The organism is Pseudoalteromonas sp. D15MCD-2, assembly GCF_038562745.1.
Classification (GTDB): domain Bacteria; phylum Pseudomonadota; class Gammaproteobacteria; order Enterobacterales; family Alteromonadaceae; genus Pseudoalteromonas.
Window position 1 is genome coordinate 369212 of record NZ_JBCFQE010000001.1, and the last position, 15794, is coordinate 385005.

Annotated in this window: 12 protein-coding genes and 1 tRNA gene; 11 read left to right on the top strand and 2 right to left on the bottom strand. The window is 42.7% G+C overall.

Annotated elements, in window-relative coordinates:
• The first annotated feature begins 197 nt into the window (after positions 1-197).
• Genes deoC through AADY36_RS01660 form a run of 3 tightly spaced genes read left to right on the top strand, consistent with a single transcriptional unit; the run spans position 198 to position 2298 of the window.
• Positions 198-941, top strand: a complete 744-nt coding sequence (gene deoC, locus AADY36_RS01650; RefSeq protein WP_342408421.1) for a deoxyribose-phosphate aldolase — start codon at positions 198-200, stop codon at positions 939-941.
• Entirely contained in the window at positions 931-1431 is a 501-nt protein-coding gene (locus AADY36_RS01655; protein ID WP_054554823.1) for a hypothetical protein, read from the top strand. Before deoC ends, AADY36_RS01655 begins: the two co-directional genes overlap by 11 nt.
• A gap of 18 nt (positions 1432-1449) precedes the next feature.
• Positions 1450-2298, top strand: coding sequence for an SPFH domain-containing protein (locus AADY36_RS01660; protein WP_054564005.1), 849 nt, complete (start codon positions 1450-1452; stop codon positions 2296-2298).
• Positions 2299-2338: 40 nt separating this feature from the next.
• Here the strand turns inward: AADY36_RS01660 and AADY36_RS01665 are convergent, their stop codons facing one another.
• The gene (locus tag AADY36_RS01665; protein WP_055022148.1) at positions 2339-3469 is read right to left on the bottom strand and encodes a CsgG/HfaB family protein; all 1131 of its coding nucleotides are present in this window, start codon (positions 3467-3469) and stop codon (positions 2339-2341) included.
• 125 nt (positions 3470-3594) lie between these two features.
• Entirely contained in the window at positions 3595-7479 is a 3885-nt protein-coding gene (locus tag AADY36_RS01670; protein WP_342408422.1) for a hybrid sensor histidine kinase/response regulator transcription factor, read from the bottom strand.
• Between the two features lie 216 nt (positions 7480-7695).
• Here AADY36_RS01670 and AADY36_RS01675 point away from each other — a divergent pair.
• The 8 genes from AADY36_RS01675 to rpoB all read left to right on the top strand — a co-directional run bounded on the left by AADY36_RS01675 (position 7696) and on the right by rpoB (position 15753).
• A tRNA-Trp gene (locus AADY36_RS01675) sits at positions 7696-7772 on the top strand.
• 132 nt (positions 7773-7904) lie between these two features.
• Entirely contained in the window at positions 7905-8282 is a 378-nt protein-coding gene (secE, locus tag AADY36_RS01680) for a preprotein translocase subunit SecE (RefSeq protein WP_036971579.1), read from the top strand.
• 4 nt (positions 8283-8286) lie between these two features.
• A complete protein-coding gene (gene nusG / locus AADY36_RS01685) occupies positions 8287-8844 on the top strand; it encodes a transcription termination/antitermination protein NusG (RefSeq protein ID WP_054554826.1) in 558 nt (185 codons plus the stop codon).
• Between the two features lie 215 nt (positions 8845-9059).
• Positions 9060-9488: a 50S ribosomal protein L11 gene (rplK, locus tag AADY36_RS01690; RefSeq protein ID WP_054554827.1), complete on the top strand. Its 429-nt coding sequence runs from the start codon at positions 9060-9062 to the stop codon at positions 9486-9488.
• Positions 9489-9492: 4 nt separating this feature from the next.
• Positions 9493-10197: a 50S ribosomal protein L1 gene (rplA, locus tag AADY36_RS01695; protein ID WP_054564002.1), complete on the top strand. Its 705-nt coding sequence runs from the start codon at positions 9493-9495 to the stop codon at positions 10195-10197.
• A gap of 319 nt (positions 10198-10516) precedes the next feature.
• The gene (gene rplJ / locus AADY36_RS01700; protein ID WP_054554829.1) at positions 10517-11011 is read left to right on the top strand and encodes a 50S ribosomal protein L10; all 495 of its coding nucleotides are present in this window, start codon (positions 10517-10519) and stop codon (positions 11009-11011) included.
• 81 nt (positions 11012-11092) lie between these two features.
• Complete coding sequence (gene rplL / locus AADY36_RS01705) at positions 11093-11455, top strand: 50S ribosomal protein L7/L12 (protein WP_054554830.1); 363 nt, start codon at positions 11093-11095, stop codon at positions 11453-11455.
• Between the two features lie 272 nt (positions 11456-11727).
• On the top strand, positions 11728-15753 hold the full coding sequence (rpoB, locus tag AADY36_RS01710) for a DNA-directed RNA polymerase subunit beta (RefSeq protein ID WP_055022150.1): 4026 nt from the start codon (positions 11728-11730) through the stop codon (positions 15751-15753).
• Positions 15754-15794 lie beyond the last annotated feature (41 nt).

Sequence of the window (15794 nt, forward strand, 5' to 3'; positions counted from 1 at the left end):
AAAAAATAATTAAAACCAAGTTTATATAACTAAAAGTTATACCAGGTGGTTTGTTTTGGCTTAAGACTTAGTTAACAAGGGATTGCGGCGAGTTACAAGTAAATAAGCAGCCTTATGGTGATTAGTTATGATTTATAGCCGAATGATAAAAATTTGCTACTATAGGTCACTAATATGGCAACACAAATATAAGAGCTATGACTAAAATGCAAACAAGCGCTGCCCAAGCGGTGGCACTGATGGACTTAACAACTCTGAATGACAGCGACACAACAGAAACCATTAATAACTTGGTTGCCAGTATTGAGCCAACGTTAGGTATTCCTGCAGCGGTCTGTGTGTATAGCCAGTTTGTAAGCGACGCTAAACTAGCACTCGCTGAGCGTGAACTACAGCAAGTTAAAGTGGCTACAGTTACTAACTTTCCTAGTGGGGATGAGCCGTTAGAGCAAGTGTTAAATGAAACCCTATTTGCCATTGAACGCGGCGCTGATGAAATTGATTTAGTGATCCCCTACAAAGCGCTTATTGGTGGTGATGAGCGCAAAGTTTTAGAGTATGTCAAAGCGTCAAAAGAGGCATGTGGTACTCAAGCGCAGCTTAAAGTCATTATCGAAAGTGGCGAATTAAGCGATGACCTCATTGCAACAGCAACTAAACTAGCAATTGATGGCGGCGCTGATTTCGTTAAAACCAGTACTGGTAAAGTGGCTGTTAATGCAACGCTAGCTGCAACAGACATCATGTTGAACAGCATAAAAGCGAGTGGTAAAAAGGTTGGTTTTAAGGCGGCAGGCGGGGTCAGAACAGTTACCGATGCTGCTGAGTATTTAGACCTAGCTAAATCAATCATGGGTGAAGCGTACTTACAACCCGAGCTATTTCGTTTTGGCGCTTCTGGGTTATTAAAAGATGTGTATGCAACATTAAATGAATCGTGAAAGTGAACAAGAAAAAATAGCGCTCGAGCATGGCGCAGCAAAGTTGTTTTTGCGCTGTTACGAAAAGCAGTTTGGCGTAAGTATGCGTAATATTTGGCATAACACGCCGAGTAAACCAGACGTGAGTTGTTATAAAGGTGATGAACGGCTTGATATTGAAGTCGCACATTTATATGCCAGCGAAACAGAAGCAATGGCGGTGTTAGGTCGGCCGCTGTCTATCTCAATGCAACGAGATCTCGCTGAAATGGCTTTAGCACCGAGTAACGAGCGTCTGCACTGTGCTTTGCATCGCTTGCTGGCACAAAAAGCTAAGAAACACTACGAGTCTACTCAGCCTTGGTTATTAATTCGAAATGCAAGTACTATATGGCATCTTGATGATTTTAAGTCAGTACTTACTCACCTTGATGTGCCTAAGCAGCATCCATTTCAACAAATTTGGTTGTTATGTGATTTTTATCGTGGTGAGTTATTACAAATTTTATAATGGAATGAGATAACAACAATGAAATTTAAACGTTCAGGGACGCAAACACTTCTATCGAGTGTTTTTCCAAGTTTAGCATTAGCAGGTTTAGTGGCTGTATCGCTCACGGCGTGTACTAACCCAAGTACACCAGCAGGTGAAGAGGGTTACGTATTTGAAAAGCCGCGGGTGTTTGGCGAAGGCGGTTATCAGGGCACTATGATTGGCCCAGCTAACTACGGCATGTCACTTTGGCGCAATCAGGTGATTAATATTGATATGCGCCCGAATACGTATACTGAGGCATTTAAAATCTTAGCTAACGATGACTTAAATATTAGTTTTGATTTTCATGCGGTCATTTCAATAGAAAGCGGCTCTGTCAGAGCGGTGGTTGAGCAATACGGTGGTGAAGATTGGTATCCGCGATTTGTCCGTGAAACATTTAGAACTTATGTGCGTGATATAGTGCAGCAATACGATAGTGGTGTGTTAAAAACTAATCGCGAGAAAATAGCAGCAGAAGTAACAGCTCGGTTAAAAGCGTATTTAGAACCAACGCCATTTAAGCTCGCCAATGTCGTAGTGGGAAATATTAACTATCCGGCTATTGTTGCTAATGCTGTTGAGAAAAAGTTGGCTGCACAACAATTACTGTCTGAAAAAGAAACGCAAAAAGAAATTGCACGAAAAGATGCTGAGATACGTGTAGAGGAAGCGAAAGGTATTGCACAGGCGCAAAAAATCATTAATGCCACTTTGACGCCAAATTATCTACAGCATGAAGCTATTAATGCGCAGTTAAAGATGGCTGAGTCACCTAACCATACAACAGTTTATATTCCTGTTGGTAACAATGGTGTACCACTGGTGAAAGGCACAAACTAAGGGTTTAAACAGCCAGTGCTGGCACTGGCTGTTAGTTTGCTTAGTTAAATTTAAACATACTGCCAAAGCTTTCTAAACTTGATTTGTTCGTTTTGGCAATACACCCTGAATCATCAAGAGACTTCTTAGTTGTCTCATCAGCAAGGCCTGTCACTTTCAGCTTTTTTTCTTGCTGATACTCAGTGAGCGCAATCACCGTTGCTTCATCGTACTCTACGTCTTCTATTTCATATTCTTCGTAGTGAGGCTGCCTTTTCAAATAACCCAAACAAACCAAGTTCAGTCGTGACATCGCTAAGTCTGTTTTTTCGTAGTAAGGCATTCTGTGAGTTGGAACACTAACCGATGCAACTGGCGCTTTAGCGGGTGCTGCTGCGGTTACTTTTAGTGGTGCAGGGGCTGTATGGCCAGCTGCAATGGTGTTATCGCTATTATAGCGATAATAAGTTGTTGGTACTTTTGATTCTAAAAACTCAACAGCTTTTACGATCACTTCGCGCAATGCTTTTTCTTTTGGTGTGTTTGACCAGCTACTTAAGTTACCACCAACGAGTGCGCCACCAAAATTGGTAGCAGCAGATGTAAAGTCAAAATCTTTACTGCCACCCTCAACACTGGTAGCGGCTAAAATACGTGAAGTACGCGTATCGATTAAGCGTAAATCTATCGCCATGTGCGAACTTGAAAAACCCGCCGATACCGAGCTAAATACATCGCCGATAAAGCCACCACTGCCGACACGAGTGCCTGAGTTGTCATCATCAAACTCTGTGACTGCGGCAACCACAACAATTTCGGCTCCCTCTATTTCACCATACGCAGCTCCTGATGCTGCACTCACACGGCCTGACACAGCAAGGTCTTGTTCTGATAATACGGCATCAAGTGCTTGTCGCTCTAAAACAATAAAGCGATTGGTGCTAACTAATGCCGTTGTGAGTTGATCGGCCATACCTTCACCAATTTCTTTACGCCACCAACGTGAATCGTTTGATTTATCAGTAAAGCGGGCAACAGCGATCCGAGCTTTTGGGCCATTGTACTGCTGCTGTGCAACTTCGTTTATATCTGGGCTATTGTTATTGCTGGTGGTTGTCGAAGTACTCTGGCATGCAGTCAGTGCTGCAGCAAGTAACGTAATCGAAATTGCTTTGTGTGTTTTGGTGAGCATATGACTTTCCTTAACTTATATCTCATGCAGTAAATAACGCCGCACTATGGGCTTTGTTGTTATTGACGTTTGAATGGATAAGCTATAAAAATCAGTGTTTTATTAATAGCACTCAGGCGAAAACTTTATTCACTGACGCGAAATTCGGCATGTTTTTGATATTTTTCTCGATACTGTTTTGGTGATAAGCCAACATAGCTTTTAAAGCTTCGGGCAAAATAGCTTTGTGAACTAAAACCTGCTTGCTCCGCTACTTGACCAATTGCTAACGCGCTATCGGTTAGCTGTTTTTTTGCAAACTCTAAGCGAGTATTACGCAAATAATCAGAAGGTGTTTGTGAGTACAAGGCTTTCATTTTTAGTTGCAGAGCTCGAGAGCTTAAACATAACGCAGAGGCTAGTTGCTCAACCGAGAAGCTTTCATCTTGGTAATGCGCTTGTACTATCTGCTTAAGCTTTTCTGTAAAAGAGTAATCTTTATTTTGTACTGTTACTGCCGCTGTATCGCTATTCAGAGGAGCTGCCAGTTGTGCTGTTAGGTGTTGGTTTAAAATTTGTCTCAGATTAAGCAGTCCTTTTACTCTGCTTACTAGTAGAGTCGGTTCAAAAGGTTTACTTAAAAAGTCATCAGCTAATAAATCAAGCCCTTTTAAGCGACTGTGGGTATCTGCTTTAGCTGAAAGTAATAATGCCGGAATGTGGCTGGTGGCCGGGTTTGCTCGAAGAGCTGCTAATAATTGATAGCCATCCATATTCGGCATCATCACATCACTGATAATGAGGTCAGGCAGGTCTGACTGACAAAGGTCGAGAGCTTGCTGGCCATCAGCAGCACAGATACAGTTAAACTCGTTATTAAATAAAGAAAGGAGTAGCTCTGCCATTTCCTCATTATCCTCAACAATCAGCAATGTCTGTTGTGAGGTAAGAACTTGCGTAGCACTATTAATGTGCTTATCAGCACTTTCAATCATAGGTAATGACACAGTAAAGCAGCTACCTTCAGCAAACTTACTGCTTAAGCTGATAGAGCCACCGTATTGTTCAACGAGTTGTTTTACTAAGCTCAGGCCAATACCACTTCCTGGTTCTGACGATGTTAAGCGAGTAAAGCGCTGAAAAATAGACTGCTGATGCTCACTGGCAATACCCACACCGGTATCATTAATTTTAAACTGTAACGCTTGTTGCACTTCACTAAGGTGAATATCGACAGTGCCACCTGAAGGGGTGTACTTAAGTGCATTGCTTATCAGGTTACTGAAAATCGAGTGGGCATGTTCAGGAGCAAGGTTAATCTTAAGTGCTGTAGTGGTGGTGTCAGTGAAGCTAAATTGCAGCTGTTTTTGCTCATACAGAGGTCTGAAATCCGCCACTAAATCTGTTAAAAATGGCGTAATAGAATAGGGGCTGACAGTGTAAATTGCCGTGCTTGGACGTTGACTCAGTTGTAAAAGTTGATTGATGAGCTCTAGTAAGCGCTGGCAGTTACGTTTGATACTGGCTAGTTGCGTTTGAGCTTGAGAGTCTGCATTGCTTCGCTGTAACTGACTTACCGGAGCGAGTATTAAGCTAAGTGGTGTTTTGAGTTCGTGGCTGATGTTATCTAAAAACTGATCTTTTAATTTGTTTAACTCAATTTCGGTTTGCTTCTCTTGCTCTGCTAGTTTGCGCTTGTACAAGGCATTTAACACAAGCCAAGTCAGTGCTAAAGCAAACGTAAAGTAAATGCCGTAGGCTAATTTAGTTTGCCACCAAGGAGGCACAACAGTAAGTTCTAATAGCTGTGTACTGTCACTCCATTGGCCATATTGATCTTTTGCTTTTAGCAATAACTGGTAGTTACCAGCAGGCAATTGCGGATAGTTAATTTGCCTAAGGGATGCATCGGTATATAAAAATTGCTCATCAAAGCCAGCTAGCTTGTAGCCATATTGGTAATGTTTTGGAGTCGCGCCATTTTTTAATGCACTAAATTTAAAGCCGATAACCCCCGCTGATTTTGCAAACGAGAATGTCTGAGTTGCACTAGCAAGGGTATTGGTTTGCTTATCAAAATGATTACTTTTAATTGCTCGGTTATTAAGTAATAACTCAGTTAACACTGGAGTTGGGGGAGTGTGCGATAAGGTTAGTTGCTCAGGGTAAAAATGATTGTAGCCATTAATACCACCAAAAAATAACTCGCCATCGTCAGCTTGAAAGCTCGCACCCAGTATAAATGACTGGTGTTGAATACCATCTTCAGGCAAAAACTGCTGAATTTGCTGTGTGCTGGGGTTATAGCGAGTGAGTCCGCCATTGGTTGCAAGCCAAAGCGTGCCTTGTTTATCGGCAAGAATGTCAAAAACGTTGTCATTAGCTAATCCTTGCTGCTCAGTTATGTGTTTCACTGTGAGGGTATGTTTATTGACCTGATTCAAGCCTTGCATGGTGCCAACCCAAATGCTGTCTTCACTGAGTAATAAAGAGGTAACCATATTGTGGCTAAGCCCTGTCTCGCCTGAATCTTGCTCATCTAATAAACTAAATTGCTCTGTTGAGATATCGAGTTTATTGAGTCCTGCTCGGGTACCAATCCATAGTGCGTGCTCTTCATTATCATAAGCCAAAGTAAATACGGTGTTGTTGGCAAGGCTATTTTGCGCATTATTGTGCTTATAGTGAGTCACCTTGGCAGAGGTTGGTTCAAAGCGGGTTAAGCCTTGGTTACTACCTAGCCAAAGTGCACCTGTTTTGTCGCTGGTAATTGCGTAAACACGATCACTGGCTAGCTGGTGGCTTTGCATGGTGAAAGTTGTAAACTCATCAAGGCTATCTTGATACTTAATTAAACCGCCACCGTAAGTACCAATCCATAATTGCTGGTTAGCATCTTCGTGTAGGGCAAATATATTGTTATTAGGTAGAGCGTTTTTAAAGTGCTGATAACCAGACGTTGTTTTGCGGTTGAGTCCATCACGGGTGCCAACCCATACCTCACCACTGGCTCTTTTAACTATTGAACGAACAAAGTTATGGCTTAACGAATTTGCTTGAGAGGCTTTTAATTGATGAGAGAACTCTTGTTGCTTAGGATCATAGCGGTGCACACCATAGCCATCTGTGCCTAGCCAAATAACACCTTGCGAGTCTTGAAAAAGAGAAAGCAGATAGTCGCTGCTTAAGCCGTTGGGGTTTTGTTTGTCATGGCGATATTGAGTGAATCGCTCTCGTAAGTCAGCACCTGCAGGTAAAAGGTATAGACCTTGCCCGTAGCTTGTAAGCCAAAGGTTTTGCTGTTGGTCAACGAGGCTGTCTGTTACCCAGGTTCCATTAAACTGTTCGATTTTTTCACTACTTTGCGTAGCTAAATTTAATATATAAAGACCTTTTTTAGCGCCAATAAGCAGCTTTTCGTCATTAAGCAACTTGAGATGCCAGAGCGGCACGGCGATCTGAGCATGCTGAGTAAATTGCTCAGTAATTGGGTCAAATGAAATAAGCCCTTTATCTGTGGCAAGCCAAATTAGTTCATCGGTAATAACAATGTCTCGAACCAATGGCTGCGCTGATTTATAGTGAAAGTGTGTAAAACTATTATTTGATACATCAAAACGGGTTAATTTACCGTGTTCGTGACCTAGCCAAAGAATATCATCTTTAGCTAACGCCATAGACCAGATTTTATCTTCACTCAGTCCATCATTATTAGATGTAGAGTAAGTCTCAAACAGACCGGTTTTAGGGTTGAGTCTATTAAGCCCTTTGCTTGCAGTCGAAAACCATAGCTGGTTTTTACTATCTTTAACACAGCCGGTGATCCAGTTCCCTGAAATGCTTTTATGATCGCTGTTAGCTTTAAAACGCTTAAATTCATAACCATCAAAGCGATTTAAGCCACCTTGTGTAGCAAACCATAAAAAGCCTTGCTGGTCGGTGATGCTGCAAGTGATTGAATTTTGACTCAGGCCTTGCTGACTATTAAAAGTGCCTAGGTGTAAAGAACGTGCACTAGCCTGATTAGCCATCAACAAAGTGAGGCATAACAATACAATATTAAAAGGGGATTTTAATAGCAGCACACTGATCCATGTTATTTTATGTTCCTGTAATGGGTTTATGATAAACTGCTTTTTAATCAATGTTAATATTGATTTTTAAACGAACTGATGAGATTTTAACTAATGGGTATCTTTTACTCTTGTGTTAATGAATTGCGTAAGTATAATAGGCATCCACTTTGCAGGGGCGTAGTTCCAATTGGTAGAACAGCGGTCTCCAAAACCGACGGTTGGGAGTTCGAATCTCTCCGCCCCTGCCACTTTTTACACAATGTGTGCTAAGTCTGAAATTAAAAATCGGTTTAAACAAGTCAGTTTTTAAGTTTAGATTTTAATGGATTAACCCTGCCAGAGCGCAGGGTTGTTGTGTCTGTAGTTAAGGTAAAAATATTATGAGCACGAATGTAGAAACACCATCAAGTGCGATGGATTCAGTAAAGTGGATTGTAGCAATTGCGCTACTAGCAGGCGCAGTCGTTGGTAACCACATGTATGCAGACCAATCTGTATTATTACGTGCTATTGGTGTAGTGGTTGCTGTTGCAGCTGGTTTAGGCATTGCCTCACTAACTGAAAAAGGTCGTACTTTTCTTGCGTTTGCAAAAGAAGCACGTATCGAAGTACGTAAAGTTGTGTGGCCAACTCGCCAAGAAACAACACATACGACATTAATTGTAATGGTTGCAACTGTGATTATGGCGCTTATCCTTTGGGGATTAGATGGCATTTTATTCCGCGCAGTAGGCTTTTTAACTGGATTGGAGATCTAATCCCATGTCGGATGAGAAGAACGAAAAGAAACTACGTTGGTACGTAGTACAAGCTTTCTCTGGTTACGAGAAGCGTGTAGCACAAACTATTCTTGAGCACATCAAGATCGAAGGTTTGGAAGATAGTTTTGGTGAAGTATTAGTACCAACTGAAGAAGTTGTTGAGATGCGCGCTGGCCAAAAGCGTAAATCTGAGCGTAAATTCTTCCCAGGTTACGTACTAGTTCAAATGGACATGAACGATGCAAGCTGGCACTTAGTGAACAGCACTGCACGTGTTATGGGTTTCATTGGTGGTACGTCTGATCGTCCAGCACCAATTAGCCAAAAAGAAGCTGACCGCATCTTAAACCGTCTTCAAGAAAACTCTGAAGCACCTAAGCCAGCTACATTATTCGAGCCAGGCGAAGTTGTTCGTGTTATCGATGGTCCATTTGCTGACTTCAGCGGTGTTGTTGAAGAAGTTGATTACGAGAAGAGCCGCGTGAAAGTGTCTGTTCTTATCTTCGGTCGTTCGACACCTGTTGACCTTGAATTTGGTCAAGTTGAGCAAGACAAGTAAGTAAAAAAATTAAAGCTGCCAAAATCGTTTAATATTTTGGCAATACGCTTGAAAAAGGCCGCTGATTAACTTATAATCAGCGGCCTTTTTGTGTTAGGGCAAGTTACAACTTGTTTTATCACTAAAAAGTGAGAACCAATTTTTAAACTGGGAAGCCGTTAGAGTACGCATCCTCGCGCGCACAAGGCTATGACCCACCAAATGAGGTATTTATTATGGCTAAAAAAGTTGAAGCTATTATCAAGCTACAAGTTGCCGCTGGTATGGCTAACCCTAGTCCTCCAGTAGGTCCAGCACTAGGTCAACACGGTGTAAACATCATGGAATTCTGTAAAGCGTTCAACGCACGTACAGAATCTATCGAAAAAGGCGCTCCAGTTCCTGTAGTGATCTCTGTTTACGGTGACCGTTCTTTCACGTTCGACATGAAAACTCCACCGGCTGCTTACTTACTTAAGAAAGCTGCAGGCATCAAATCAGGTTCTGGCCGTCCTAACACTGAAAAAGTGGGTACAGTAACTCGTGCTCAACTTGAAGAAATCGTTGAGACAAAACGACCTGACCTTACAGCGGCTGATATGGACGCTGCAGTTCGCACTATCGCAGGTTCTGCGCGTGCGATGGGCTTGAACGTAGAGGACTAAGATAATGGCAAAATTAACTAAACGTATGCGTACAATCCGCGAAAAAGTGGATGTAACTAAAGATTACGAAATCAACGAAGCAGTTGCTCTTTTAAAAGAGTTAGCGACAGCTAAATTCGTAGAAAGTGTTGACGTTGCTGTTAACCTTGGTATCGATGCTCGTAAATCTGACCAAAACGTTCGTGGTGCAACTGTACTACCTAACGGTACTGGTCGTGAAGTTCGTGTTGCTGTATTCACACAAGGCGCTAACGCAGATGCTGCGAAAGAAGCTGGTGCTGAATTAGTGGGCATGGAAGATCTTGCTGAACAAGTTAAGAAAGGCGAGATGAACTTTGACGTTGTTGTTGCATCTCCAGACGCTATGCGTGTTGTTGGTCAACTAGGTCAAATCTTAGGTCCACGTGGTCTAATGCCAAACCCTAAAACTGGTACTGTAACTCCTAACGTTGCAGAAGCAGTTAAAAACGCGAAAGCAGGTCAAGTTCGTTACCGTAACGACAAGAACGGTATCATCCATACTACTATCGGTAAGGTTGATTTCACTGCTGAGCAACTTCAACAAAACCTTGAAGCTCTTATTGTTGCGCTTAAGAAGGCTAAACCTTCTCAAGCAAAAGGTACTTACGTGAAGAAAGTAACTATCTCTACAACAATGGGCGCAGGTGTTGCTGTTGACCAAAACTCTCTAAGCACAGTTGTTGCTTAATTAAGAGTTTACATGGCGCGAAATTTGAACTATAATTTTGCGCCATTTTGTTGAGAAAGTTAATTTCGAAACAAGTAAAGAATTCGGGTTGAAGTCCATAATTTCGTAATGCCTTCGGGTAAAAACGATAAATTGGGCTTCCGTCCAAGACCGTAGGCGGCTTCGGCCTTAATATTTTACCTACGTAGACGGTGTGAATCCCCAGATAGATTTTTCCTAATCTTCTGGCTCTCGCCGTAAAAAGCATCTCCATCTTTGATGGGGAAGAGTAGAACAGGGAAGCCAATTTCGGCAACCCATTAAACCAGGAGTAACACCCATGGCTTTAAATCTTCAAGGCAAAAAAGCAATTGTTGCTGAAGTCAACGAAGCAGCCACTGGTGCTCTTTCTGCAGTTGTTGCAGATTCTCGTGGTGTAACAGTTGGTGCTATCACTGCCCTTCGTAAAGAAGCTCGTGAAGCTGGTGTATGGATGAAAGTTGTTCGTAACACTTTAGCTAAACGTGCTGTTGAAGGTACAGATTTTGAGTGCCTTTCTGACTCACTTGTAGGTCCAAGCTTAATCGCTTTCTCTTCAGAGCACCCAGGTGCTGCTGCGCGTATCTTCAAAGATTTCGCGAAGAAGAACGAGAAATTCGAAGTTAAGACGGCTGCATTTGAAGGTAACGTAGTAGACGCAGCTATGCTAGCAACTCTACCTACTTACGACGAAGCTGTTGCACGCTTAATGAGCGCTATGAAAGAAGCGTCTGCAGGTAAATTGTGTAAAACAATTGAAGCAGTACGTGTACAGAAAGAAGAGCAAGCTGCTTAATTTTAAGCTGTTTTTTTGTTCACTTTCGGTGTAATATTTTTTTTGGGCTATATTTAGTCCGTAATAATTAGGAAATTTGTAATGTCTGTAACTAAAGACCAAATCCTTGATGCTATTGCTGAAATGTCAGTAATGGACGTTGTTGCTCTAGTTGAAGCAATGGAAGAAAAATTCGGCGTAACTGCAGCTGCTGCTGTTGTTGCTGGTCCTGCTGCTGAAGCAGCTGAAGAAAAGACTGAGTTCGACGTAATCCTTACTGGCGCTGGCGCTAACAAGGTTGCAGCTATCAAAGCTGTACGTGGTGCTACTGGTCTTGGCCTTAAAGAAGCTAAAGCACTTGTTGAAGCTGCTCCTGCACCTATCAAAGAAGGTGTATCTAAAGAAGAAGCTGAAGCACTTGCAAAAGACCTTACTGAAGCTGGTGCTGAAGTTGAGGTTAAGTAATCTAGCTTACGCTAGGTTCGCTGCCTGAGTAATCAGGCAAGGGCTGGTGATTATTTAATCACCGGCCTTTTTGCGCTATAGAGCGATGCAATCCTGTAACGCAAATAAAATCTAATTTTCTCTTTACTTTCAAGTTGTTACCTAGTTTGGTGTTGAAAGTGTCAGAGCAAAATAGAACAACAATTTAATGTTGTACATCTTGGCTTAGATGCCAGTTAAGTCTGTTCTTACAAGAACAGGTCGGGTCAAAGATCAGCAAGCTGAGGAACCCCATGGCTTACTCTTATTCTGAAAAGAAACGTATCCGTAAGGATTTTGGTAAACGTCCACAAGTTTTGGATATACCTTTCTTACTGTCGACGCAGTTAGAATCGTTTAAAAAATTCTTAGTCCCTGACGCTGATGGCGATCACGGTTTGGAAGCTGCTTTCCGTTCTGTGTTTCCTATCAAAAGCTACTCGGGAAATTCTGAGCTTCAATACGTAAGTTATCGTATTGGTGAGCCAGTATTCGATGTAAAAGAATGTCAAATTCGCGGTGTGACTTATTCTGCTCCACTTCGCGTAAAATTGCGTCTTGTGGTGATGGACAAAGAAGCACCAGGCACAGTTAAAGACATTAAAGAGCAAGAAGTTTACATGGGCGAAATTCCGCTCATGACTGATACCGGTACCTTTGTTATCAATGGTACAGAGCGTGTTATCGTTTCTCAGCTACACCGTAGCCCTGGTGTATTCTTTGATAACGACCGCGGTAAAACTCACTCGTCAGGTAAAGTACTTTATAACGCGCGTGTAATTCCTTACCGTGGTTCATGGTTAGACTTCGAGTTTGATGCAAAAGATAACCTTTATGTACGTATTGACCGTCGTCGTAAATTACCGGCGTCAATCATCCTACGTGCACTTGAGTACTCAACGGATGAAATCCTAGAGATATTCTTCGATACAACTGCGTTTGAAGTTGCTGACGGTAAAGTTCTTATGGAACTTGTTCCTTCACGCTTACGTGGTGAAACTGCCGCTTTTGATATTAAAGGCGAAGACGGTGAAGTCCTTGTTGAAGCGGGTCGTCGTATTACTGCGCGTCACATCAAGAACATCGAGAAAAAAGGTATTAACCAATTAGAAGTACCGCATGAGTACATCATTGGTCGTGTTGTAGCTAGAAACTATGTTGATGAGTCAACTGGTGAGATCATCGCAAACGCGAATGACGAGCTATCACTTGAGCTAATGGCTGAATTGGTTAAAGCAGGTCACACTAAGATTGATACACTATATATCAACGAAGTGGACAGCGGCGCCTACATGTCAGATACATTACGTATCGACACAACAAGCAACCGTTTAGAAGCATTAGTAGAAATTTATCGCATGATGCGCCCAGGCGAGCCACCGACGAAAGACGCGGCTGAAGCCTTATTTGATAACTTGTTCTTCTCTGACGAGCGTTACGATTTATCAACAGTTGGTCGTATGAAGTTCAATAGCCGTGTAGGTTATGACTCAGATACTGGCCCTGGCACATTATCGAAAGAAGACATCGTAGCTGTTATGAAAGTGCTTATCGCTATTCGTAACGGTGTTGGCGATGTTGATGATATCGACCACTTAGGCAACCGTCGTATCCGTAGTGTTGGCGAAATGGCTGAGAACCAATTCCGCGTTGGTCTAGTACGTGTTGAGCGTGCTGTACGTGAGCGTTTAAGCTTAGGTGACCTTGACGCTGTAATGCCACAAGATCTTATTAACGCTAAGCCTATTTCGGCTGCGGTTAAAGAGTTCTTTGGTTCATCTCAGTTATCACAGTTCATGGACCAAAATAACCCGCTTTCAGAAGTAACGCACAAGCGTCGTATTTCTGCATTAGGCCCGGGTGGTTTAACACGTGAACGCGCTGGCTTCGAGGTTCGAGACGTTCACGTAACTCACTATGGTCGTGTATGTCCAATCGAAACGCCTGAGGGTCCAAACATCGGTCTAATTAACTCATTGTCTACGTACGCACGTACGAATGACTATGGTTTCTTAGAAACACCTTACCGTAAAGTGGTAAACGGTGTAGTTACTGATGAAGTAGATTACTTATCAGCCATTGAAGAAGGTCAGTTTGTTATCGCTCAGGCGAACTCAAACTTGAACGAAAACAATGAGTTTGTTGATGAACTAATTCCATGTCGTCACAAAGGTGAATCAACCTTTATGGGCAAAATGGATCAGCAATATATGGACGTATCACCACAACAGGTGATCTCTGTAGCGGCAGCACTTATCCCGTTCCTAGAACACGATGATGCTAACCGTGCATTGATGGGTTCAAACATGCAACGTCAAGCCGTACCAACACTTATCGCGGACAAACCGCTGGTAGGTACAGGTATCGAGCTTACACTAGCGAAAGATTCTGGTGTAACTATCGTTGCTAAGCGTGGTGGTGAAGTAATGTATGCGGATGCAAGCCGCATCGTTGTAAATGTACATGAAGATGAGCGTATTCCAGGTGAAGCGGGCATCGATATTTACAACCTTACTAAATACACTCGCTCAAACCAAAATACATGTATTAACCAAAAACCAACTTGTATGGTTGGTGAGCCGGTAACACGTGGTGACGTATTAGCAGATGGTCCTTCGACTGACCTAGGTGACTTAGCACTTGGTCAAAACCTTCGCGTGGCATTCATGCCATGGAACGGTTATAACTTCGAGGATTCAATCCTATTATCAGAGCGTGTAGTTCAAGAAGATCGTCTAACGACTATCCACATTCAAGAACTACAATGTATCGCACGTGATACTAAATTAGGTCCTGAAGAGATCACAGCAGATATCCCTAACGTAGGTGAGTCTGCACTAGGCAAGCTTGATGAATCAGGCGTTGTTTATATCGGTGCTGAAGTTAAAGGCGGCGATATCCTAGTAGGTAAGGTGACTCCGAAAGGCGAAACGCAATTAACACCAGAAGAAAAGCTACTACGTGCTATCTTCGGTGAGAAAGCGTCAGACGTTAAAGACAGCTCTTTACGCGTACCAAACTCTGTAACTGGTACTGTAATCGACGTACAAGTTTTCACCCGTGACGGTGTTGAAAAAGATAAGCGTGCGTTAGAAGTTGAAGACATGCAGCTTCGCGAAGCGAAGAAAGACTTCAACGAAGAGTTCCGTATCTTAGAAGCCGGTGTATTAGACCGTGCTCGTAAGTTACTTGTTGACGCAGGTCTGAACGCAGATTCAATTGCATCACTAAATGCTGAAAAGCTGCTTACTCAAAGCCTTGCTGAAGAAGACAAGCAAGCTGAACTTGAGCAACTAGCTGCCCAGTACGATGAGCTTAAAGCTGAATACGATAAGAAGTTTGAAAACAAACGTCGTAAGATCACTCAAGGTGATGACTTAGCACCAGGCGTACTTAAGATTGTTAAAGTATACTTAGCTGTTAAACGTCGTATCCAACCGGGTGATAAGATGGCGGGTCGTCACGGTAACAAAGGTGTTATCTCGACTATCGTACCAGTAGAAGATATGCCATACGATGACAAAGGTCGTACGGTAGACATCGTTCTGAACCCGCTAGGTGTACCATCACGTATGAACATCGGTCAGATCCTAGAAACACACATGGGTCTTGCTGCACGTGGTGTGGGTGAGCGCTTAGAAGAAATGATGAAAGAGCAGCGTGAACTGCACGAAATCCGTAGCTTCGTTAAGAAAGTTTACGAATTAGGTGATTGTCGTCAGAAAGTTGATATCGACTCGTTCTCTGATGATGAAGTTCGTCGCTTAGCTGATAACTTGAAAGGTGGTTTACCGATCGCAACTCCAGCCTTTGATGGTGCTCGTGAAAGCGAAATCAAAGACTTACTAGAGCTTGGTGGTTATCCAAGAAGCGGTCAAGTTACACTTTATGATGGCCGTACTGGCGATCAGTTCGAACGTCAAGTAACTGTTGGTTACATGTACATGCTGAAACTTAACCACTTGGTTGATGACAAGATGCACGCACGTTCAACTGGTTCTTACAGCCTTGTTACTCAGCAGCCGCTGGGTGGTAAAGCCCAGTTCGGTGGCCAGCGTTTCGGTGAGATGGAGGTGTGGGCACTAGAAGCTTACGGTGCTGCATATACTCTACAAGAAATGCTAACAGTGAAATCGGATGACGTGAACGGTCGTACTAAGATGTATAAGAACATCGTAGATGGTAACCATAAGATGGAACCAGGTATGCCAGAATCGTTCAACGTATTGTTGAAAGAAATCCGCTCACTGGGTATCAACATCGAGTTGGAAGAAAATTAAGCCATTTAGGTGCGGCGTAAGCCGCACCTGTTAGGCCGAAT

Excerpts from the sequence above, each read along its gene's own strand:
- rpoB (WP_055022150.1), top strand. The coding sequence starts at position 11,728 with ATGGCTTACTCTTATTCTGAAAAGAAACGTATCCGTAAGGATTTTGGT.
- rplA (WP_054564002.1), top strand. The coding sequence starts at position 9,493 with ATGGCAAAATTAACTAAACGTATGCGTACAATCCGCGAAAAAGTGGAT.
- nusG (WP_054554826.1), top strand. The coding sequence starts at position 8,287 with ATGTCGGATGAGAAGAACGAAAAGAAACTACGTTGGTACGTAGTACAA.
- rplJ (WP_054554829.1), top strand. The coding sequence starts at position 10,517 with ATGGCTTTAAATCTTCAAGGCAAAAAAGCAATTGTTGCTGAAGTCAAC.
- AADY36_RS01655 (WP_054554823.1), top strand. The coding sequence starts at position 931 with ATGAATCGTGAAAGTGAACAAGAAAAAATAGCGCTCGAGCATGGCGCA.
- rplL (WP_054554830.1), top strand. The coding sequence starts at position 11,093 with ATGTCTGTAACTAAAGACCAAATCCTTGATGCTATTGCTGAAATGTCA.
- deoC (WP_342408421.1), top strand. The coding sequence starts at position 198 with ATGACTAAAATGCAAACAAGCGCTGCCCAAGCGGTGGCACTGATGGAC.
- AADY36_RS01670 (WP_342408422.1), bottom strand. The coding sequence starts at position 7,479 with ATGGCTAATCAGGCTAGTGCACGTTCTTTACACCTAGGCACTTTTAAT.
- rplK (WP_054554827.1), top strand. The coding sequence starts at position 9,060 with ATGGCTAAAAAAGTTGAAGCTATTATCAAGCTACAAGTTGCCGCTGGT.
- AADY36_RS01665 (WP_055022148.1), bottom strand. The coding sequence starts at position 3,469 with ATGCTCACCAAAACACACAAAGCAATTTCGATTACGTTACTTGCTGCA.
- secE (WP_036971579.1), top strand. The coding sequence starts at position 7,905 with ATGAGCACGAATGTAGAAACACCATCAAGTGCGATGGATTCAGTAAAG.
- AADY36_RS01660 (WP_054564005.1), top strand. The coding sequence starts at position 1,450 with ATGAAATTTAAACGTTCAGGGACGCAAACACTTCTATCGAGTGTTTTT.